The organism is Xanthomonas campestris pv. badrii (assembly GCF_012848175.1).
GTDB lineage: Bacteria > Pseudomonadota > Gammaproteobacteria > Xanthomonadales > Xanthomonadaceae > Xanthomonas > Xanthomonas campestris_C.
The window spans coordinates 2881001-2900002 of sequence record NZ_CP051651.1 but is presented as its reverse complement, the minus strand read 5'-3'; the positions used below and the strand labels follow the sequence as shown (position 1 = coordinate 2900002).

Sequence of the window (19002 nt, the reverse complement as noted above, 5' to 3'; positions counted from 1 at the left end):
GGATGGCCGATGCTGCACGCGGTCAGTGCAGCAGGATCAAGGTGGCAAGGCCCAGGAAGCTCAGGAAGCCCATCACGTCGGTCAGCGTGGTCAGGATCACCCCGCCCGCCAATGCCGGATCGAAGCCCAGGCGCTTGAGCGTCACCGGCACCAGCACCCCGCCGAAGGCGGCAGTGAGCATGTTGACGGTAAGTGCGGTGCCGATCACCAGCGACAGCATTGGCTGGCCGAACCAGACCAGCACGATCAGGCCAAGCCCGATGCCCAGGCACAGCCCGTTGATCAGCGCCACGGTGAGTTCCTTCTTGAGCAGGGTCATCACGTTGGATGAGCCGATCTGCCCCAGCGCCAGGCCGCGTACCATCAGCGCCAGCACCTGGGTGCCGGCGTTGCCGCCCATGCCGGCCACGATCGGCATCAGCGCTGCCAGCGCGACCAGTTTTTCGATGGTGCCCTCGAACTGGCTGACCACGCTGGAGGCCAGGAAGGCGGTGCACAGGTTGATGCCCAGCCAGATCAGGCGGCGCCGGAACGCGCGCCGCGCCGGGCTGAACATGTCCTCGTCCTCGTCCAGGCCGGCGGCGCTCAACGCCTGGTGCTCGGCCTGCTCGCGGATGATGTCGACCACGTCGTCGATGGTGATGCGGCCGAGCAGGATGTTGTTGTCGTCCACCACCGGCGCGGAGATCCAGTCGTGGTCGGAGAAGCGGCGCGCTACCTCGTCCGAGCCGTCGCCCACGTCGATGGCTGGCTGTTCGTCGTCGATCAGCCGGTTGACCGGGGTGCTGTCCTCGTGGGTGACCAGCGCTGCCAATGGCACGCGGCCCAGATACTGGTGGCGACGGCTCACCACGTACAGGTGGTCGGTATGATCGGGCAGCTCGCCGCGCAGGCGCAGATAGCGCAGCACCACATCGACGTTGACGTCGGCGCGCACTGTCACCACGTCCGGATTCATCAGGCGGCCGGCGGTGTCTTCCGGATACGACAGCACCTGTTCGAGTCGCTCGCGGTTCTCGCGATCCATCGACTTGAGCACTTCGTCGATGACGGTATCGGGCAGGTCCTCGACCAGGTTGGCCAGATCGTCGATGTCCAGGTCTTCGACCGCGGCGACGATTTCGTCCGGGTCCATGTCGGCCAGCAGGCTTTCGCGGACTTCGTCGCCGACGTGCAGCAGCACTTCGCCATCGTCTTCCGGGTCGACCAACCCCCACACCACTTCACGCTTGCCCGGTGGCAGCGACTCGAGCAGGTTGCCGATCTCCGCCGGCGCCAGCGTATTGACCAACCGGCGCACCGGCCCCAGGCGTCCGCTATCCAGCGCGTCGGACAGCAATCGTAGCTGGCGCGCGGTCTTGTCGTGGCGGACGGCTTCGGCCATGCGCGGCTCCCCGGAAGAGTGGACGCGCCATCAGTGGAAGACGCGGTGCTGGGTCAGCACGGCATTATCGCTTGCGCGCGATGACGAAACATACAGTGCCGGCGCGCTTGGCAAACGCTGGGTGCCGCCACGAGGTCCGTCAGTAGTGACCGGGTCATTGATTGCCAGGCCGATGCTCGGCGCGGCGCCCCCATCCGCCCTACGGGCACCTTCCCCCGCACGCGGGAGAAGGAAGTGCAGCAGCGCTCCCCCGCACGCGGAGAAGGAAGTGCAGCAGCGCTCCCCCGTACGCGGAGAAGGAAGTACAGCAGCGCTGTTCTAGCTGCTCTTGCTGCTGTTGTCCTGTGCGATGGCGGCCAGCCATTTCTCGATGCCCTTGCGGTCGCGTGCGCGCAGCAATGTTTCGCCATGCACGCGCAGCTCGCCTAGATGGCTGTCGCGAATGGCGCGGCGTACTTCCAGCAGGGTGGCCGGGTGCAGGCTGAACTCGGTGAGCCCCAGCGCCAGCAGCATCGGCACGAAGCGCGGGTCGCCGGCGATTTCGCCGCACACCGCCACCGGCTTGCCATCCCTGCGTCCGGTGGCGATCACCTGCGCGATCAGCCGCAGCACTGCCGGATGCAACGGCGAATACAACTCGCCCAGTGCCTCGTTGTTGCGGTCCACTGCCAGCAGGTATTGCACCAGATCGTTGGTGCCGATCGACAGGAAATCGATAGCGTCGATGAAGCAGTCCAGCGCCAGCGCCGCGGCAGGCACTTCGATCATCGCACCCAGTGGAATGTGCTCGGCGATCTCGTGGCCTTCGGCGCGCAACTGCGCGCTCAGCTTCTTCAGCTGCTTGCGCAGCAACTGGATTTCTTCGCGGCCGCTGACCATCGGCACCAGGATGCGCACCGGCCCGTAGCCGGAGGCGCGCAGGATGGCGCGCAGCTGCGTCTGCGCCACCGCAGGACGGGCCAGCGACAGCCGCACACCGCGCAGGCCCAGCGCCGGGTTGTCCTCGTCGCTCAGCGTCAGCCCGGTGCGGTCGGCCTTGTCGGCGCCCAGATCCAGCGTGCGGATGGTCACCGGCCGGCCGCTCATGCCCAGCACGGTGTCGCGGTAGGCCTGGAACTGCTCGTCTTCGTCCGGCAGCTCGTTGCGCTGCAGGAACAGGAATTCGGTGCGATACAGCCCCAGCCCGCTGGCGCCCATGGCATGCGCGCGCGCCACGTCTTCCAGCGATTCGGCGTTGGCGAGCAGGGTGATGTCGATGTTGTCGCGCGTGCGCGTGGGCTTGGAGCGCAACCGCCCCAGTTCGCGCTGTTCCTTGGCCAGCGCGCGCAGGCGCTCGCGGTAGTCGCGCAGATGCTCGGGCGTGGGATCCACGATCACCTGGCCGGAGCCGGCGTCGACGATCAGCACATCGCCATCGTCGATCTTCTGCACTGCATCGCTGACGCCCACCACCAGCGGCAGGTGCAGGCTGCGCGCCAGGATCGCGCTATGCGACAGCGCACTGCCAGCGGTGGTGACGATGCCGACCACGCCTTGGGCCTGCAGCTGCGCCAGTTCGGACGGGGCGACGTTGTCGCAGACCAGGATCTCGCCGGCCACGCCCTTGAGGTCGGGCGCACGCTTGTGCAGAAACGCATGGATGCGCCCGATCACATGGTCCAGATCGTCCATGCGGCTCTTGAGGTAGGCGTCTTCCATGCCATCGAACACCGCCGCCAGCCGGTCGCGTTGTACGCGCAGGGCATAGTCGGCACTGTAGCGATGGGTGCGGATCAGCTCGTCCAGGCCCTGCAGCAGTTCGGGGTCGTCCAGCAGCAGCGCATGCAGTTCGAGGAATTCGCCGACCTCGCGTGCCAGCGCGCCATGCAGGCGGTCGCGCAACTGCTGCATTTCGCCGCGTGCCGCATCGATGGCGGTGTGCAGGCGCTGCAACTGCGCCTCCACCTGGCTGGCCGGCACGCGTTGCTCGGCCACTTCCAGCGTGTGGCTCTGGCGCACGCGCGCGCGCCCGAGTGCATTGCCGCGTGCGGCGCCGTGTCCGCGCAGGCGCAGACTCATGCGTGCCCCTGGCGCAGCCGCGCCGTGTCGGTCGCTACGGCACCGACGCCACGCATGCTCAGCTGTCCTCGTCGAAACGACGCTCGAACAGGTCGACCAATGCCTGCAAGGCCTCGGCCTCGTCTTCGCCATCCAGCCGCACCACCACGCTGGTGCCCTGGCCGGCGGCCAGCAGCATCACGCCCATGATGCTCTTGGCGTTGACTTCGCGGCCCTTGGCCGCCAGCGTGGCGTTGCTGCGGAAGGACGACAGCGTCTGCACCAGCTTGGCGGTCGCCCGCGCATGCAGTCCGAGTCGGTTGGACACAATGAGTTCGCGTTCAAGCATCGTCGATGATCGCTCCGTTGCGGGTGCCTGCCGCCGCGGTGGCGGGCAGCTCCTGCAAACCTTGTTCGGGGTAATTCATCACCCGCAGCAGCATCGGCAGGCTCAATGCGGACACCCGTCGAACCGGCGTGCCGAGCCTTGCCAACCGGCTGGCGAGATTGCTGGGGCTGGCGCCATACAGGTCGGTCATGACCAGCACGCCGTCGCCACTGTCGACCCGTCGCATCGCCGACGAGGCCTGGGGCAGCAATGCGTCCAGGTCTGCATCGAACGGTACGTCGAACGCTTCGGTCTTCAGCGGCAGCTGCCGCAACAGCCCCGTCGCCACGTTCAACAACGCTGCGCCGATGCCGGGATGAGTAATGAGGAGAATGCCACAGGCCATGTCGAAACGTTAACAGGTCGGCATGACTGCGCGATAGCGTTTGCCCGCACCGGTGTGTTGCGAACTGAATAGCCGTTTAGCTCCATCGCAGCGACTAGTGTGACCACGCGCAGCGATCGCGTTTTTCAGCCTAGGACGCACCGATTCGTGATGTGGGCAGCATTGCCAATGCAGACCAGCTCGCAAGCGAGCGCTGCAATACCCGCGACAGGCGCAAGGGGGAAGGGCGATGCATGGCCGATACCACCAGCCACGCCTTGAACGCAACGTCGCAAGCACGTAGCGCGAAAGCGCCGAGCGACGTTTCAGACACATCAACAATCCAGCAGCGCCGAATGCAGAGCGGCAACTCTCCACAGCACCCACCCAACCCAAGCCATCCACAAACAACCAGATTCAAAAAGGATCATGCATCCGTGGCTCTTCTCCATGTGCACATGCAGCCACAGACCCCCAGATACCGCTTTGACGATTCCCAAATCCCGATTCCCGATTCCCGACTCCCGACTCCCGACTCCCGATTCCCGATTCCCGATTCCCAGCTCCTCAGTCCTGCTCGCGATGAAACGTCGCCACTTCCGGCCAGCCCTGCTCGCGCGCATGCCGCGCCATGCGCTCGGCCATGTAGACCGAACGGTGCTTGCCGCCGGTGCAGCCAAACGCAATCGTCACGTAGCTGCGGGTGTCGTTGCGCAGGCGCGGTAGCCAGGTGTCCAGCAGGTCCACGATCTGCGCGCTGTAGCGCTGCACGTCCGCCTCGTTGTCCAGGTACTCGCGCACGCCGGCATCGCGGCCAGTGAGCGGGCGCAGCTCCGGATCCCAGTGCGGATTGGGCAGCACGCGCGCATCGAACACGAAGTCGGCTTCGGCCGGCACGCCGCGCTTGTAGGCGAACGATTCGAACAACAGCGACAACCGGTCGTTGGAGCCGAGCGCGAATTCGGTGACCACGCGGCGGCGCAACTGGTGTACGTTGAGCGTGCTGGTGTCGATGATGGCATCGGCCTGCATGCGCAGCGGCTCGGTCAACTGGCGCTCGCGGGTGATCGCCTCCGGCAGTGCCAGGCCCAGATGGCTCAGCGGATGACGGCGACGGGTGTCGGCGTAGCGCTTGATCAGCGCTTCATCGCTGGCTTCGAAGAACAGCAGGCGCGCCTCGATACCGTATTCCTGTGCAGCCTGGCGCCATTGCGCCAGCTGGGTCAGGTCGCTGCGGCTGCGCACGTCGATGCCCACCGCCAGTCGCTGGTCGCCAATCGGGTTGCCGCGCAGGCGGCTTTTGACGAAATCCGGCAGCAGCTCCACCGGCAGATTGTCCGAGCAGTAGTAGTCCAGGTCTTCGAAGGTCTTCAGCGCGACCGATTTGCCCGAGCCGGACAGCCCGCTCACGATCATCAGCGTGGAGGGCGCAATACTCATGGCGTGCGTCGCTCCAGCAGGTTGCTGTGGCGGGCGATGAACATCGCCGCCGGGTCGATGCCCTTGGTGCGCAGGATATGCAGCCGCGTGGCCGCCTCGGTCAACACCGCCAGGTTGCGGCCGGGCATCACCGGCAGGGTGATCAGCGGCACGTCCAGGTCCAGCACGTGGCGGCTGCCGGAATCGCCGGTCAGGCGCTCGTAGCCGGATGGAGTGGGCTCGGTCATCGGCCGGGTCAGGTGCACGATCAGGCGCAGGTACTTGTTCTTCTTCACCGCGGTGTCGCCGAACATGTCGCGCACGTTCAGCACGCCCAGGCCGCGCACCTCCAGCAGGTCCTGCAGCAGCTCGGGGCAGGTGCCGTCGAGCACGTCGGGGGCGATCTGGGTGAACTCGGGCGCATCGTCGGCCACCAGGCGATGCCCGCGGCTGAGCAACTCCAGCGCCAGCTCGCTCTTGCCCGAGCCGGCTTCGCCGGTGATCAGCACGCCGATCGAATAGATCTCCATGAACACGCCATGCAGGGTGACCCGCGGCGCCAGCGTGCGCGCCAGGTGGTAGGAGAGGTGGTTGAGCAGCTCGTGGCCGCGCTTGGGCGAAATCCACAACGGGGTATTGGATTCGTCGGCGGCCGCGCGCAGGTCTTCCGGGCAGGACTGGTTCTTGCTGATCGCCAGCGCCAGCGGCTGCACCTGGATGATCTTTTCGATGGTCTCCCACCGCTGGCGCGCATCCAGCGAATCCAGCCAGGCCAGCTCCTCGGTGCCCAGGATCTGCACCTTGTTGGGATAGATCACATTGAGGTAGCCGGCCAGCGAGGGGCGGCGGGCGTTGTTGCTGCCGGCCTGGATCTCGCGGTGCTCGCCCTTCTGTCCGGCGACCCAGCGCAGCGCCAGCTTGTCGCGCTGCTGGTCGAACAGTTCGCGTGCGGTGATGGCGGTATTCATGCCGCGCTGGCCTGTGGCGGAGGGGCGTCGGTGAGCAGGGCCATCAGCGCGTCGGCGTCGGGCGCGGCACGCAGTTGCTGGCGGAACTGCGCATCGGAGAAGCGCTCGGCCAGTTCCGACAACAGCATCAGGTGTTGGTGGGTGTAGTGCGCCGGCACCGCCATGGCGAATACCAGATCCACCGGCTCCTCGCCGCCGAAGGCCACCGGGCACTCCAGCCGCAGCAGGGCGCCACGGGGTTCGGTCAGGTTGGGGCAGCGTCCGTGCGGGATGGCGATCCCGTGGCCGATGGCGGTGCTGCCCAGGGCCTCGCGCTCGTACAGGTTGGTGTAGAGCTCGTCGGCGCCGGCCTGGCGGCAGGACAGCAGGGCGGCGGCGGCGTGCAGGACGGTGTCGCGATCGGCGGCCGGCGACACTACGGTGCGCACGGCCGCCATCAGATCGGTTAAGGGCATGAGGGCATCAAGCGGGAAGCGTCATGCGGGATTGTCGCGCACCTCGCGTGCATGGTGGTTACATTTCTTTTCTTTGTGCTTCAGGACCAGACGGTCGAGCTTGTCGACCAGCAGGTCGATGGCGGCGTACATGGTGGAGCCGCTGGCGTCGGCGTGCAGCGTGCGACCGGGAAGGTTGACGGTGGCGACCACGTGGTGGTCCGGCTTGCGAACGGCCAGCTGCGTTCGGACTTCGCAGTGCTGGTCGAAATGGCGCTGCAGTCGCTGCAGCTTGCTTGCCACGTAGTCCCGCAGGGCGGGGGTCACTTCAAGCTGGTGGCCATACGTCTCGATGCGCATCGGATACCTCCATTGGTCGGTGGGCCAATGAACCGTTCCGGTACTCCGACAAACCCGGCACAGGCCGGCGTTGCGGTGGTGCAACGTCAGGCGATGCGCACGCGTTCGTGGGAGGCGGAAATGTTCATGGCCTCACGATACTTCGCAACGGTGCGCCGCGCCACTGGTACGCCGGAGGTTTTCAGCAGATCCGCCAACTTGGCGTCCGACAAGGGTTTGCGCGGGTTCTCCGCCTCGATCAGGCGCCGGATCATGTCCTGGATCGCGGTGCTGGAGGCCTCTCCGCCGCCGTCGGTGTCGATGCCGGAGGCAAAGAACGAGCGCAACGGGATGGTGCCGCGCGGGGTACGCACGTACTTGCGGGCGATCGCGCGGGAAATGGTCGATTCGTGCAGGCCGAGCTCGCCGGCGATCTCGCGCAAGGTCAGCGGCCGCAGCGCCTGCGCACCGAATTCCAGGAACCCGGCCTGATGCTGCAGCAGGCAGCGCACCACCCGCAGCAGGGTCTCGCCGCGTGCTTCCAGGCTCTTGAGCAGCCAGCGTGCCTCCTGCAACTGCCCGCGCAGATAGCCGGCATCGGATTCGCCGCAGCTGCGGATCAGGTTCTCGTAGCCGCGGTGGATGGTGACCTTGGGCTGCGCGCGGCCGGCCAGCGATGCGCGCCAGATGCCACGCTGGCGCCAGATCACGCAATCGGGCACCACGTAGGTGTCCTGCGACAACTCGCCGATCTGCTTGCCCGGGCGCGGGTCCAGCGAGCGCACCAGCTGCACGGCCTGTTCCACATCGGCGGCCGAGCGCTTGAGTTCATGCGCCAGGCCGGCCACGCCGCTGCGCGGCAGCCGTTCCAGCGGGCCGGCCACGATCTGCAGCGCCAGCTCACGGCCTGGCGTGGCCGGGTCGAGCACCGCCAGCTGCAGGGCCAGGCACTCGCCCAGCGTGCGCGCACCCACGCCGACCGGGTCGAAGCGCTGGATCTGGTGCAGCACGGTCAGCACTTCGGCCTCGTCCACGGCTGCGCCCAGCGCCAGCGTTTCGAGAATCGCCGAGAGCGGCTCGCGCAGATACCCGTCTTCGTCCAGCGCGTCGATCAGGGTCGCGCCGATCTGGCGGTCGCGTGGCGACAACGGCGACAGATGCAACTGCCACAGAAGATGGTCGGCCAGGGTTTCGGAGTCGGCCACGCGCTCGGCGGCATCACCGGACTCGTCGTCGTCGAAGCTGCCGCCGCTACCGGTGCCGGTCCATTGCAGCTCGTCCTGCGCCCAGTCGTCATCGCGTTCTGCCGGTGCCGCGTCCTCGCGCGGGGTCTCCTCGCTGGAGGACGATGCCGCGGCCGGGGGCTCGCTTGCCGCATGCGCGGCTTCGTCGGCCCATTCCAGCAGCGGGTTGGTCTCCACCGCCTCGGCGATCTCCAGTTCCAGCTCGGTGGTGGACATCTGCAATAGCTTGATCGCCTGACGCAATTGCGGCGTCATGACCAGCTGCTGTCCTAGCGATGTCTGGAGCCGGGCTTTCATGCGGGCACTGACTGGAAGAAGCGATGGCGCGGCGACGCGCTCAAAGGCGGAAAGTTTCCCCCAGATACACGCGACGGACGTCGGGATTGGCCAGCAGCGTGTCCGGTGCCCCCTGCGCCAGCACGCCCCCCTCGGCGAGGATATACGCGCGGTCGCAGATTCCCAAGGTCTCGCGCACGTTGTGATCGGTGATCAACACGCCGATGCCGCGTTCCTTGAGGTGAATGATGATGCGCTGGATCTCGCCGACCGAAATCGGGTCCACGCCGGCGAAGGGTTCGTCCAGCAGCATCATGCGCGGCTTGGCCGCCAGCGCGCGTGCGATCTCGCAGCGGCGCCGTTCGCCGCCGGAGAGGCTGGCGCCGAGCTGATCGGCCACGTGGGTGATCTGCAGTTCTTCCAGCAGTGCCACCAGTTCCTTCTCGCGGCCGGCAGTGTCCAGTTCCTCACGCAGCTCCAGCACCAGCCGGATGTTGTCGGCCACGGTGAGCTTGCGGAAGATCGACGGCTCCTGCGGCAGATACCCCACGCCCAGCTTGGCGCGGGCATACATCGGCTCGGCGGTCAGGTCGCGGCCGTCCAGCTCGATGCGCCCGGCATCGGCGTCGACCAGGCCGACGATCATGTAGAAGCACGTCGTCTTGCCGGCGCCGTTGGGGCCGAGCAGGCCGACCACTTCACCGGCCTCCAGGGTCAGGCCGAATTCCTTGACCACTTCGCGTTGCTTGTACTTCTTTCGCAGACCGGTGGCGACCAGCATTACTTGTTCCCCTGCGGCTTGGTGGCCGGCTTGGCAGCAGGCTTGGCGGCCGGTGCCGGTGCCGCCGCGGCAGGGGCCGGGTTCTTGGGCTGGATGATGGTGCGCACGCGGCTGCCGTCGCCGCCGCTTTGCATGTTGCCGGTCTTGGTGTTGTAGACCATGCGCTGGCCGGCGTTGGTGCCCTTGGGCGAGTCGACCTTGTAGTTGCCGGTCAGAATGATGATCTCGTCGGCGACCTGGTATTCGATGTTGTCGGCCTGGCCGTTCATCATCGCGCCGTCGTCCATCTGCTGCTTGAGCGTGGCCTGCTTGCCGGTCAGCACCACGCGGTCGGTCTGGCCGTTCTTCTGGAAGATGTCGGCGGTATCGGCGTGGATTTCCAGCGTGCCCTGGGTGATCACCACATTGCCGCTGAAGCGGCACTTGCCGCTGTCGTCGAGCATGTTGCAGTCGTTGGCATTGGAATCGATCGCCATCGGCTGATTGCGGTCGCTGGTCTTTGCCATCGCCAGGGCAGGCAACAGCAGCGCGGCAAACGCCAGTTTAGCGGGCAGCATTCGGTTCATAGCGGGTCTTGACCTGGGAAAGGAGCTTGTACTGGCGCGATTTGAGGTCGGCCTCGAAGCCGACCCCGCTTTGCATGATACCCGGCCGGGTCATGGTCACCGGCGCAGCGGTCTTGGCGAGATTCTGCTGCGGGAACACGTCCAGGCTCTGGGTGCGGAAGGTGGTGGGCGGGGTTGGGCCGGTGGTGGGGCTGTCGCCTTCGACATCGCCACGCAGCCGCAGCTCGTCGCCCTTGGGGCTGACCCAGCCGGTCTTGGCGCGCAGCGTCCACGGCTGGTTGGCGTTGTCGGGCAGCAGGAACACCGGCGTGGTGATTTCGGAGGTCTGGTCGGCGCGGTTGCGGTGCATCTCCGGCGCACGCAGCGTCATCGACTCCTTGCCGCTGCGCTTGTCCAGCGCGATCAGCTCGAAGTCGCGCAGCACGTAGTCGGCCTTTGAGTCGTCCACTGCCGTCTCGACCGGACGCGCGCGCTGCTGCCACGCCGACCAGCCGGACACGACCGCGGCCACGAACAGCACCATGCCCAGCGTGGTCCGCCAGTTCCAGCTCATGCCGAAAATCCTTCGATGATGCGTTCGACCTGGCCTTGCGCGGCCAGCAGCGTGTCGCAGACCTCGCGGGCCGCGCCTTCGCCGCCGCGGGCGCGGGTATGCCACTGCACGCGTTCGGCAATCCATGGGTGTGCATTGGCCGGGGCTACCGGCAGGCCCACCGCCAGCAGGGCCGGCAGGTCCGGCAGGTCATCGCCCATGAACAACACCTGGTCCAGCGACAGGCCGTGTTCCTGGCACAGCGCCAGCACCGCCAGGCGCTTGTTCTTGACCCCGATCTGCACATGCAGGCCCAGGTCCTGTCCGCGTTTTTCCGCCGACAGGCTGGCGCGGGCAGTGATCAGCGCGACATGGATGCCGGCGTGTTCGAGCTGCTTGAGGCCCTGGCCGTCGAGCACGTTGAACGCCTTGCTCTCGTTGCCGGCGTGGTCGTAGTACAGGCGGCCGTCGGTCAGGGTGCCGTCGACGTCGAAGCAGGCCAGGCGGATCCGCGCGGCGCGCTCGATCAGGTCGGCGGGAAGGTGCTGCAGGGGAGAGTAGGGCATCGGCACGAATCGGTGAGAACGGAGTCCGGCGGTTGAAAACTGAACCTGTTAAACCACCTTGGCGCGCAACAGGTCGTGAATGTTCAATGCGCCGACCGCGCGCTGCTGCGCGTCCACCACGATCAAACCGTTGATCTTGTAGTCCTCCATCAGCCGCGCGGCCTCGGCGGCCAGTTGATCGGCGCCGATGGTGCGCGGGTTGCGCGTCATCACCTGCGCGATGCCGGCGCTGCGCACGTCGATGTCGCTGTCCAGCGCGCGGCGCAGGTCGCCGTCGGTGAACAGGCCGATCAGGCGGCCGTCATCGTCCACCACCGCGGTCATGCCCAGCCGCTTGCGGCTCATTTCCATCAGCGCTTCGCTGAGGCTGGCGTCGCTGCGTACCCGCGGCAGGTCGTCGCCGGCGTGCATCACGTCGGTGATGTGCAGCAGCAGGCGGCGGCCCAGGCTGCCGGCCGGGTGCGAGCGGGCGAAGTCGTCGGCGGTGAAGCCGCGTGCATCGAGCAGGGCCACCGCCAGCGCATCGCCCATCGCCAGCGAGGCGGTGGTGCTGGAGGTCGGGGCCAGGTGCAACGGGCAGGCTTCGGCGGAGACGCTGACGTCCAGGTGCACGTCGGCGGCCTGGGCCAGGGTGGAACCTGCGCGCCCGGTCATGGCGATGATCGGGTTGCCCTGGCGCTTGAGCACCGGCAGCAGCATGCGCACCTCGTCCGATTCGCCCGAATACGACAGCGCCAGCACGATGTCGGCCTCGGTGATCATGCCCAGGTCGCCGTGGCCGGCCTCGCCGGGGTGCACGAAGAAGGCCGGGGTGCCGGTGGAGGCCAGGGTGGCGGCGATCTTGCGCGCCACGTGGCCGGACTTGCCCATGCCGGTGGCGACGACCCGCCCGCGCGAGGCCAGCACCAGCCGGCAGGCCGCAGCGAAGTCGCTGCCGATGCGCGCGCCCACGCTGGCCAGCGCCTCGCGCTCGATCTGGAGCACGCGCTGGCCGCTGGCGACCAGGCTGGCGTCGCTGACGGTGGCAGAAGGCAGGTGCGAGACAGCCATGCGGGAACTCGGGTGAAGAGTAGAATGTGCGCTCATTTTATGAGGAAACGCCCTTTGGACGCCGAAACCATCCGTAAACTCATCGAATCCGGCTTGCCCGAAGCCCGCGTCGACGTGCACGGCGACGACGGCGTGCACTTCGAGGCCACCGTGGTCAGCCCGGCCTTTGCCGGCAAGCCCCCGCTGGCGCGGCATCGCATGGTCTACGCCACCCTGGGCGATCTGATGGGCGGGGCGATCCACGCGCTGCAGCTGAAGACCCTGACGCCCGAGGAAGGCTGATCGCAGCCGCCGCGCTCGCCATCAGGCGGGCTGGGCCGAAAGCGGTGTGCAGGGCAGGGGCGGTAAGCGGGATGCACCTGCATCGCTTCGGCTGGCGTCGTCCACGCTCACGCAACTGCGCTCAGCGCCTCCCGGGCCGTACCCGGCGCCGCTCGATCCCCCGGTTCCACCGCGCCCCGCGCGCACCACGGTCGACCCGTCCCTCACTTCATTCCCCCGACATCCCTTCTACTTTCGGATTTCTCAGATTCCCATGGCAAAAATCGTAGTGACCGGCGGCCGAGCGCTGCATGGCGAAGTCAATATTTCCGGCGCCAAGAATGCAGTGCTGCCGATCCTGTGCGCCACCCTGCTGGCCGATGCGCCGGTGGAAATCAGCAACGTGCCGCACCTGCACGACGTGATCACCACGGTGAAACTGCTCAGCGAGCTCGGCGCCGAGGTCACCATCGACGAAGGCACGCTGGCCAAGGGCCGCTCGATCCTGGTCGACCCGCGCTCGGTCACGCACCAGGTGGCGCCGTATGAATTGGTCAAGACCATGCGCGCCTCGATCCTGGTACTGGGCCCGCTGCTGGCGCGCTACGGCACTGCCGAAGTGTCGCTGCCCGGCGGCTGCGCAATCGGCTCGCGCCCGGTGGATCAGCACATCAAGGGCCTGCAGGCGCTGGGTGCCGAGATCAGCGTGGAGAACGGCTACATCAAGGCCACCAGCAATGGGCGCCTGAAGGGCGGCCGCTACGTGTTCGACATGGTCAGCGTCACCGGCACCGAGAACGTGCTGATGGCCGCCGTGCTCGCCGAAGGCACCACGGTGCTGGAAAACGCGGCGATGGAGCCGGAAGTCACCGACCTGGCCGACTGCCTGATCGCGCTCGGTGCGCAGATCGAAGGCGCCGGCACGCCGCGCATCGTGGTGCAAGGCGTCGAACGCCTGGGCGGCGGGCACCACGCGGTGTTGCCCGACCGCATCGAAACCGGCACCTTCCTGGTCGCTGCGGCGATGACCGGCGGCAGCGTCACCGTGCGCCGCGCGCGCCCGGACACCCTGGACGCGGTGCTGGACAAGCTCACCGAGGCCGGCGCCAGCATCACCGCCACCAGCGACAGCATCACCCTGGACATGCACGGCAAGCGCCCGCGCGCGGTCAACCTGACCACCGCACCGTACCCGGCGTTTCCCACCGACATGCAGGCGCAATTCATGGCGCTCAACTGCGTGGCCGATGGCGTGGGCGTGATCAACGAAACCATCTTCGAAAACCGCTTCATGCACGTCAACGAGCTGCTGCGCTTGGGTGCGGACATCCAGGTCGAAGGCCACACCGCCATCGTGCGCGGTGCCGAACGCCTGAGCGGCGCGCCGGTGATGGCGACCGACCTGCGTGCATCGGCGTCGCTGATCCTGGCAGGGCTGGTCGCCGATGGCGACACCACCATCGACCGCATCTACCACCTGGACCGTGGTTACGAAAACATCGAGGAGAAGCTGGGGGCGCTGGGCGCGACCATCGGGCGCACCGCATGATCCTGCGCGGACGTTTCACCACCCGGCGCAAGATCCTGCTCGGCGTGATCGTGCTGATCCTGGCGTGGCTGGCCTATGCCTGGAGCGTGGGCATGGCCATCACCCAGGGCGTGGAGTTCAAGGACATGGACTGGAACGGCGACGGCACCGCCAGCCGCGACGAGATCGCGCAGTCGTTCTACGCGGTGGCGGTGAAAAAGACCGTGGAAGGCAAGCGCCATTGCGACCTATTTTATTGGCGCAAGAATGACGAGCAGATCCGCGTGGACTGCCGCACGGTGTTCAGCACCGGCGACGACAAGGCCGCAGCAAAGCCCTGATGAGTGATGGGTTGGTGCAGATGGATCAGTCTAAAGCGGCTGAACTGCGGCCTGGTCGCAGGGCCCTTGCCCGCCCACCATCGCGGGACACGCTGCAAGTACGTCCCTGTAAGCTCTTACGCGGCATCCATGCCGCGTAAGGTCCCGCGACGGTAGCCGGGCAAGGACCGGTCGAGAGGGTCGGTGTGCATCGTAAGAGCAGGCACCGTGCCCTGCAGTTCTGACAAGCAAGCGTCCGCTAATCTCCCAACCCGAGCCGATCAATACGCAAGCCGATCAACGGACAAGCTTTTAAGCGAACAACCGACCAATTGCCTGGTGCGGTGTCCTCGCCGATTGCGGGACCGTGTGGCGGCATGGATGCCGCCACCGAGGCTACAGGGACGTACTTGCGGCGTGTCCCGCGAGCGGCGAGGGCGCCGCGCCCTCGACCCACTGGCTCCTTTAAAGCCTTGCGCCTTGGCGCGCTCTTAAAATGGCAGCTGCATCTCGCTTAGCGCAGCGACTTGATGGTCAGGTCCAGCGCGTCCTGGCCTTTTTCCTTTTGCAGCAGGCGCGCCGGCACCGGCAGGTCCTTGACCACCCAGGCGATCAATTCCTTGTCGCCATCCACGCGCGAGACCTTGGTGGCCTGCTCCTGCTTGCCGTTGACGGTGATGGTTTCCTTGCCGATCACCTTGTAGCTCATCGGCTTGATGCGACCTTCGTCCACCATGCGGTAGTTCAGCGGCTTGCCGGCGGCCAGGTCGCGGGTGATTGCCAGGTTGATCAGCAGTGCGTCCATATCGCCGGGCTGCAACTTGACCGGCCCACGACGGTCCGGCTTGATGTCGCCGCCCCAGGTCGCCTGGCTGGTCTTCCAGTCGTAGTTGGCGGTGACATTGCGGCGCTTGACCATCATCGACGAGGTGTCGTTGCTGCTGACCGGGCGCAGCTGGCCGCCGGCTTCCTCGAACACCGTGCTCTGGGTGAGGTTGGCCAGCTGGTTCTGGATGGTCAGCGTATAGCGCCACTGGTTGGCGCCGGCGGATGCCAGGGTCATGGTGCCGTTGGCCTGCATGCCCATGTAATTGGCGGAGTAGTCGGCCTGGAATGGCTGGACGGCAAACGCCGGCAGGCTGGCCACGGCCAGTGCAGCGGCGGCGATCAGGGCGCTGGGACGGGGGACGATATTCATGGTCAGGTTCCTTGGTATTCGACCAGGCGCAGATCCACCTGATCCTCGTTTTTGTCACGTTGCAGGATGCGCACCGGGGTCGGCACCCCGTTGGCGATCCACAGGATGGTTTCGTTGTCGCCGCTGTTGACGCGGTACACGCGCAACGCGTCGTAACTCAAATCGCCGACCTGCACCACTTCGGTGGTGTCGGCGGCGCGGTAGTCGTACTTGCGCACCTTGCCCACGTCGACGTAGCGATAGCTCAGGTTGCGGCCGGGTTGCGCATCGCGCATCAGCGACAGGTTCAGGGACAGCGCGCTCTGGTCGCCGGGCTGCAGCGGGATCGGTTGCTGGCGTTCCTTCTTCAGATCGCCATCCCACTGCGCGGTGCCGGCCTGCCAGTTGTACACGCCGGTGACCTTCTTGCCGAAGAACACCGCCTTGCGCACCGTGCTCTGGCTCAGCGGCACGTAGGTGCCCCCGTCGACGCGGAACACCGTGCTCTGTTCCAGGTTCAGCCCCAGGATGCTGGCGAACCCCTTGCGGCCACGCACCGACATGTCGATGCGCCACTGGCTGCCGTCGCCATGGCTGACCTGCATGGTGGCATCGCCTGCTTCCTTGCCACGGTAGAACGCCTGGTAGGTCGCCACGAACGGTTCCAGTGGCGGTGGTGTCCAGGTGCTGGCCGGCAAGGTTGCGGCAGACGCCGGCGCTGTCTGGGGCGCGGCAGCCGCTGCGGGCGCGGTGGCCGGCGCAGGCGCGGCGGCAGGCTGCTGCGCGCGGCCGCTACCGGCCGGGGCGAGCAGGGCAGTGGTCAACAGCGCGGTGGCGATCGGAATGACGTTCATGCGCTGATAGGAGGCACGGGGCCGCAAGGATGTCCGAGACAGGATGAGGAAGGCGTATCCGCATTCAGGTCAATGCGGTGTCAGCGGACTCTAGTCGTAGTGGCGTAAACAGGCACTGACCGTCGAGGTGGACCGTGTCGCCGTGGATCTGCATGCGGCCTGCGGCGAGCAATTCCAGGGTGGCCAGCAGGAGCGGGTGTTCGCGTGCCAGCACGCGTGCGGCCAGCTGCTCGGCGCTGTCGCCGGGCAGGACCGGCACGCGGGCCTGCGCGATCACGCTGCCGGCATCCAGCTCCGGCACCACCAGGTGCACGCTGGCGCCGTGTTCGACGTCGCCGGCCTCCAGTGCGCGCGCATGGGTGTGCAGTCCGCGGTATTTGGGCAGCAGCGACGGGTGGATGTTGAGCATGCGCCCGGCAAAACGGCGCACCAGCGGCTCGCCCAGGATGCACATGTAGCCGGCGCAGACCACCCAGTCCGGCTGCGCGGCGGCGATGGCATCGCCCAGCGCGGCATCGAAGGCGGCGCGGTCGGCGAAATCGCGCGGGCTGGCGCTCCAGCGCAGCGCCTGCTCGACCTTGTGCAGGGCCGGCGCCTGCGATCGATCGGAAAACACCCCGACCACCTCGGCATGCAGGCGCCCGCTGGCGATCGCATCCAGGATGGCCTGCAGGTTGCTGCCGCGCCCGGAGGCCAGCACGGCCAGGCGCAAGCGCCGATCAGTCGCGTGCATTGAACACCGTCCTTACCACGGGGTAGGCCGCCAGGCTGCCGAGTGTTGCCAGCAGCATGTCGGTATCCGCGTCCCAAACGTCGTCCTGCTGGCCGTTTTCGACCGCCCACAGCGGCGCGATCCCGCTCGCCCCAAACACCGCGATGGTGACGATCAACGCAGTTGATTTGGCGTGGCGCGGAGTCCTGATGATCACGTGGCTCTCAGGCGGCTCTTGCGGCAGGACCGAACAATGCCTTGACCTGAGGGCGCAATAAGATGACCAGCGTGAACACACCGACCACGGTGCCGAACGGCATGAACGAGCAGGAGATGCCGGCCACGATCAGGCACAACAGATGCCGCCTGCGCTGGGCGATGCAACGGCCGGCGTAGGCGATGAACCCTGCCAGCGTCAGGCCGCAGCAGATGAACGCTGCCGCGAACACCACGAAAAACCAGCCGAACCAGCGCGGGTCCATGGGCGGCGCATCCGGACTAGTGTTCTCCATGGGCAGATGGCCAGTCACGATGGCAAGGCCCATGAACAGATGGATCAACGGGAACAACGAAAACAGCCCGGTGATGCCGGCCAGCACGTAGTGGAAGATCGACAGCAGCTTGAGCTGCTGCAGATCTTCAGCGCTGGCCGCGGCAGCGGCAGTGGAAGGGCTGGCGATCGGGGACGCGTCCATGCAGGTCTTCTCTCAGCCGATCCGCACGCGTTCGTCGCCCTGCGCGCTGACCACCTGGCCGATACGCCAGTGCGCCAGCGACTGCGCATCCAGCGCCTGCTCCAGCGTGGCGGCCTGCTCGGGCGAGGCGATCAGCACGAAGCCAATGCCGCAGTTGAAGGTGCGCCACATTTCAGCATCGGCCACCGCGCCCTCGCGCTGCAGCCAGGCGAAGACCGGCGGCAGCGTCCAGGCGGTGGCATCGATGTCCAGGCCCAGCCCGTCCGGAACAACGCGGATGATGTTTTCGGTCAACCCGCCGCCGGTGATGTGGGCCATGGCGTGGATCGCCTCGCCATGCGCCTTGAGCAGAGCCAGCACCGGCTTGACGTACAGCGCGGTCGGCGCCATCAGTGCGTCGATCAGCTTGCTGCCATCGTCCAGCACATGCTCGGCCGGGGCGCCGGCACGCTCGTAGATCTTGCGGATCAACGAATAGCCATTCGAATGCGGGCCGGACGAGGCGATGCCGATCAGCACGTCGCCGGCGCGCACCTGCGCGCCATCCAGCAGCTGCGATTTTTCCACCGCACCCACGGTGAAGCCGGCCAGGTCGTATTCGCCAGGCGGGTACATGTCCGGCATTTCGGCAGTTTCGCCGCCGATCAGCGCGCAACCGGAGAGCTCGCAGCCACGCGCGATGCCGCCCACCACGGCCGCGGCGGTGTCCACATCCAGCTTGCCGGTGGCGAAGTAGTCCAGGAAGAACAGCGGCTCGGCGCCCTGCACCAGCACGTCGTTGACGCACATGCCGACCAGGTCGATGCCGATGGTGTCGTGCCGGCCCAGCTGCTGAGCCAGCTTGAGCTTGGTGCCCACGCCGTCGGTGCCGGACACCAGCACCGGTTCCTTATATTTACCCGACAGGTCGAACAAGGCGCCGAACCCGCCCAGGCCGCCCATCACCTCTGGCCGGAAGCTGCGCTTGACCAGCGGCTTGATGCGTTCGACCAGGGCATTGCCGGCATCGATGTCGACACCCGCATCGCGGTAAGTCATGGGCGAGGGAGTGGAAGGCGTTGGGCTGGTCACGGGCGTGGGTGGCTCGGCAGTAAAGGCGGCGATTTTAACAGCCACGTTGGCGCTAGCGCCCCATTCGGGCAACAA

Annotated in this window: 22 protein-coding genes and 1 pseudogene; 3 read left to right on the top strand and 20 right to left on the bottom strand. The window is 66.8% G+C overall.

Annotation, left to right across the window (positions count from 1 at the left end; translation table 11 throughout):
• Positions 1–22: 22 nt before the first annotated feature.
• From mgtE to HG421_RS12270, 14 genes are all read right to left on the bottom strand, one after another.
• Positions 23–1384 carry a magnesium transporter gene (gene mgtE / locus HG421_RS12335; RefSeq protein WP_169706625.1) on the bottom strand — a complete coding sequence of 454 codons (1362 nt, stop codon included), beginning with the start codon at positions 1382–1384 and terminating at the stop codon, positions 23–25.
• 318 nt (positions 1385–1702) lie between these two features.
• The gene (gene ptsP / locus HG421_RS12330; protein WP_169706624.1) at positions 1703–3442 is read right to left on the bottom strand and encodes a phosphoenolpyruvate--protein phosphotransferase; all 1740 of its coding nucleotides are present in this window, start codon (positions 3440–3442) and stop codon (positions 1703–1705) included.
• A 58-nt stretch (positions 3443–3500) separates the two neighbouring features.
• On the bottom strand, positions 3501–3770 hold the full coding sequence (locus tag HG421_RS12325; RefSeq protein WP_169706623.1) for an HPr family phosphocarrier protein: 270 nt from the start codon (positions 3768–3770) through the stop codon (positions 3501–3503).
• On the bottom strand, positions 3763–4155 hold the full coding sequence (locus HG421_RS12320) for a PTS sugar transporter subunit IIA (protein WP_169706622.1): 393 nt from the start codon (positions 4153–4155) through the stop codon (positions 3763–3765). The genes HG421_RS12325 and HG421_RS12320 overlap by 8 nt, the downstream gene beginning before the upstream one ends.
• A gap of 546 nt (positions 4156–4701) precedes the next feature.
• On the bottom strand, positions 4702–5574 hold the full coding sequence (gene rapZ / locus HG421_RS12315) for an RNase adapter RapZ (protein WP_169706621.1): 873 nt from the start codon (positions 5572–5574) through the stop codon (positions 4702–4704).
• The gene (hprK, locus tag HG421_RS12310) at positions 5571–6521 is read right to left on the bottom strand and encodes an HPr(Ser) kinase/phosphatase (protein ID WP_064507316.1); all 951 of its coding nucleotides are present in this window, start codon (positions 6519–6521) and stop codon (positions 5571–5573) included. Before hprK ends, rapZ begins: the two co-directional genes overlap by 4 nt.
• Complete coding sequence (locus tag HG421_RS12305) at positions 6518–6976, bottom strand: PTS sugar transporter subunit IIA (RefSeq protein ID WP_169706620.1); 459 nt, start codon at positions 6974–6976, stop codon at positions 6518–6520. Before HG421_RS12305 ends, hprK begins: the two co-directional genes overlap by 4 nt.
• Positions 6977–6997: 21 nt before the next feature.
• The gene (hpf, locus tag HG421_RS12300; protein WP_011037930.1) at positions 6998–7315 is read right to left on the bottom strand and encodes a ribosome hibernation-promoting factor, HPF/YfiA family; all 318 of its coding nucleotides are present in this window, start codon (positions 7313–7315) and stop codon (positions 6998–7000) included.
• Between the two features lie 86 nt (positions 7316–7401).
• Entirely contained in the window at positions 7402–8793 is a 1392-nt protein-coding gene (locus tag HG421_RS12295; RefSeq protein ID WP_248279371.1) for an RNA polymerase factor sigma-54, read from the bottom strand.
• A gap of 82 nt (positions 8794–8875) precedes the next feature.
• Positions 8876–9595 carry an LPS export ABC transporter ATP-binding protein gene (lptB, locus tag HG421_RS12290; RefSeq protein ID WP_169706618.1) on the bottom strand — a complete coding sequence of 240 codons (720 nt, stop codon included), beginning with the start codon at positions 9593–9595 and terminating at the stop codon, positions 8876–8878.
• Positions 9595–10161, bottom strand: coding sequence for a lipopolysaccharide transport periplasmic protein LptA (lptA, locus tag HG421_RS12285; RefSeq protein WP_211161725.1), 567 nt, complete (start codon positions 10159–10161; stop codon positions 9595–9597). The genes lptB and lptA overlap by 1 nt, the downstream gene beginning before the upstream one ends.
• The gene (lptC, locus tag HG421_RS12280) at positions 10139–10714 is read right to left on the bottom strand and encodes an LPS export ABC transporter periplasmic protein LptC (RefSeq protein ID WP_169706616.1); all 576 of its coding nucleotides are present in this window, start codon (positions 10712–10714) and stop codon (positions 10139–10141) included. Before lptC ends, lptA begins: the two co-directional genes overlap by 23 nt.
• Positions 10711–11259 carry a KdsC family phosphatase gene (locus HG421_RS12275; protein WP_169706615.1) on the bottom strand — a complete coding sequence of 183 codons (549 nt, stop codon included), beginning with the start codon at positions 11257–11259 and terminating at the stop codon, positions 10711–10713. The genes lptC and HG421_RS12275 overlap by 4 nt, the downstream gene beginning before the upstream one ends.
• 48 nt (positions 11260–11307) lie before the next feature.
• The gene (locus HG421_RS12270; RefSeq protein ID WP_169706614.1) at positions 11308–12309 is read right to left on the bottom strand and encodes a KpsF/GutQ family sugar-phosphate isomerase; all 1002 of its coding nucleotides are present in this window, start codon (positions 12307–12309) and stop codon (positions 11308–11310) included.
• 54 nt (positions 12310–12363) lie between these two features.
• Between HG421_RS12270 and HG421_RS12265 the strand changes: the two genes are divergently transcribed.
• The 3 genes from HG421_RS12265 to HG421_RS12255 all read left to right on the top strand — a co-directional run bounded on the left by HG421_RS12265 (position 12364) and on the right by HG421_RS12255 (position 14439).
• On the top strand, positions 12364–12591 hold the full coding sequence (locus tag HG421_RS12265) for a BolA family protein (RefSeq protein ID WP_169706613.1): 228 nt from the start codon (positions 12364–12366) through the stop codon (positions 12589–12591).
• 253 nt (positions 12592–12844) lie between these two features.
• Positions 12845–14119 carry a UDP-N-acetylglucosamine 1-carboxyvinyltransferase gene (gene murA / locus HG421_RS12260; RefSeq protein WP_169706612.1) on the top strand — a complete coding sequence of 425 codons (1275 nt, stop codon included), beginning with the start codon at positions 12845–12847 and terminating at the stop codon, positions 14117–14119.
• Positions 14116–14439 (top strand): EF-hand domain-containing protein, encoded by a 324-nt coding sequence (locus HG421_RS12255; protein WP_169706611.1) that lies wholly within the window; start codon positions 14116–14118, stop codon positions 14437–14439. Before murA ends, HG421_RS12255 begins: the two co-directional genes overlap by 4 nt.
• Positions 14440–14932: 493 nt before the next feature.
• On the opposite strand, the gene HG421_RS12250 is transcribed toward HG421_RS12255, so the two are convergent.
• The 6 genes and pseudogenes from HG421_RS12250 to purM all read right to left on the bottom strand — a co-directional run bounded on the left by HG421_RS12250 (position 14933) and on the right by purM (position 19002).
• Positions 14933–15616, bottom strand: coding sequence for a DUF3108 domain-containing protein (locus HG421_RS12250; RefSeq protein ID WP_169706610.1), 684 nt, complete (start codon positions 15614–15616; stop codon positions 14933–14935).
• Positions 15617–15618: 2 nt separating this feature from the next.
• Positions 15619–16449: a DUF3108 domain-containing protein gene (locus tag HG421_RS12245; RefSeq protein WP_169706609.1), complete on the bottom strand. Its 831-nt coding sequence runs from the start codon at positions 16447–16449 to the stop codon at positions 15619–15621.
• Between the two features lie 64 nt (positions 16450–16513).
• Positions 16514–17182, bottom strand: a complete 669-nt coding sequence (gene purN, locus HG421_RS12240) for a phosphoribosylglycinamide formyltransferase (protein WP_169706608.1) — start codon at positions 17180–17182, stop codon at positions 16514–16516.
• Positions 17169–17279 (bottom strand): annotated as a pseudogene (locus tag HG421_RS12235) (DUF2238 domain-containing protein); the annotation flags it as partial. The gene purN and the pseudogene HG421_RS12235, both read right to left, overlap by 14 nt.
• A 106-nt stretch (positions 17280–17385) precedes the next feature.
• Positions 17386–17856 carry a hypothetical protein gene (locus HG421_RS12230; RefSeq protein ID WP_169706607.1) on the bottom strand — a complete coding sequence of 157 codons (471 nt, stop codon included), beginning with the start codon at positions 17854–17856 and terminating at the stop codon, positions 17386–17388.
• A 12-nt stretch (positions 17857–17868) separates the two neighbouring features.
• Positions 17869–19002, bottom strand: coding sequence for a phosphoribosylformylglycinamidine cyclo-ligase (purM, locus tag HG421_RS12225; RefSeq protein WP_211161724.1), 1134 nt, complete (start codon positions 19000–19002; stop codon positions 17869–17871).

Bases quoted from the DNA above. Each gene is read 5' to 3' on its own strand.
- murA (WP_169706612.1), top strand. From the start codon at position 12,845: ATGGCAAAAATCGTAGTGACCGGCGGCCGAGCGCTGCATGGCGAAGTC.
- HG421_RS12250 (WP_169706610.1), bottom strand. From the start codon at position 15,616: ATGAATATCGTCCCCCGTCCCAGCGCCCTGATCGCCGCCGCTGCACTG.
- ptsP (WP_169706624.1), bottom strand. From the start codon at position 3,442: ATGAGTCTGCGCCTGCGCGGACACGGCGCCGCACGCGGCAATGCACTC.
- HG421_RS12230 (WP_169706607.1), bottom strand. From the start codon at position 17,856: ATGGACGCGTCCCCGATCGCCAGCCCTTCCACTGCCGCTGCCGCGGCC.
- rapZ (WP_169706621.1), bottom strand. From the start codon at position 5,574: ATGAGTATTGCGCCCTCCACGCTGATGATCGTGAGCGGGCTGTCCGGC.
- HG421_RS12305 (WP_169706620.1), bottom strand. From the start codon at position 6,976: ATGCCCTTAACCGATCTGATGGCGGCCGTGCGCACCGTAGTGTCGCCG.
- HG421_RS12295 (WP_248279371.1), bottom strand. From the start codon at position 8,793: ATGACGCCGCAATTGCGTCAGGCGATCAAGCTATTGCAGATGTCCACC.
- lptC (WP_169706616.1), bottom strand. From the start codon at position 10,714: ATGAGCTGGAACTGGCGGACCACGCTGGGCATGGTGCTGTTCGTGGCC.
- mgtE (WP_169706625.1), bottom strand. From the start codon at position 1,384: ATGGCCGAAGCCGTCCGCCACGACAAGACCGCGCGCCAGCTACGATTG.
- HG421_RS12255 (WP_169706611.1), top strand. From the start codon at position 14,116: ATGATCCTGCGCGGACGTTTCACCACCCGGCGCAAGATCCTGCTCGGC.
- hprK (WP_064507316.1), bottom strand. From the start codon at position 6,521: ATGAATACCGCCATCACCGCACGCGAACTGTTCGACCAGCAGCGCGAC.
- HG421_RS12270 (WP_169706614.1), bottom strand. From the start codon at position 12,309: ATGGCTGTCTCGCACCTGCCTTCTGCCACCGTCAGCGACGCCAGCCTG.
- lptA (WP_211161725.1), bottom strand. From the start codon at position 10,161: ATGAACCGAATGCTGCCCGCTAAACTGGCGTTTGCCGCGCTGCTGTTG.
- lptB (WP_169706618.1), bottom strand. From the start codon at position 9,595: ATGCTGGTCGCCACCGGTCTGCGAAAGAAGTACAAGCAACGCGAAGTG.
- hpf (WP_011037930.1), bottom strand. From the start codon at position 7,315: ATGCGCATCGAGACGTATGGCCACCAGCTTGAAGTGACCCCCGCCCTG.
- HG421_RS12320 (WP_169706622.1), bottom strand. From the start codon at position 4,155: ATGGCCTGTGGCATTCTCCTCATTACTCATCCCGGCATCGGCGCAGCG.
- HG421_RS12245 (WP_169706609.1), bottom strand. From the start codon at position 16,449: ATGAACGTCATTCCGATCGCCACCGCGCTGTTGACCACTGCCCTGCTC.
- HG421_RS12275 (WP_169706615.1), bottom strand. From the start codon at position 11,259: ATGCCCTACTCTCCCCTGCAGCACCTTCCCGCCGACCTGATCGAGCGC.
- purN (WP_169706608.1), bottom strand. From the start codon at position 17,182: ATGCACGCGACTGATCGGCGCTTGCGCCTGGCCGTGCTGGCCTCCGGG.
- HG421_RS12325 (WP_169706623.1), bottom strand. From the start codon at position 3,770: ATGCTTGAACGCGAACTCATTGTGTCCAACCGACTCGGACTGCATGCG.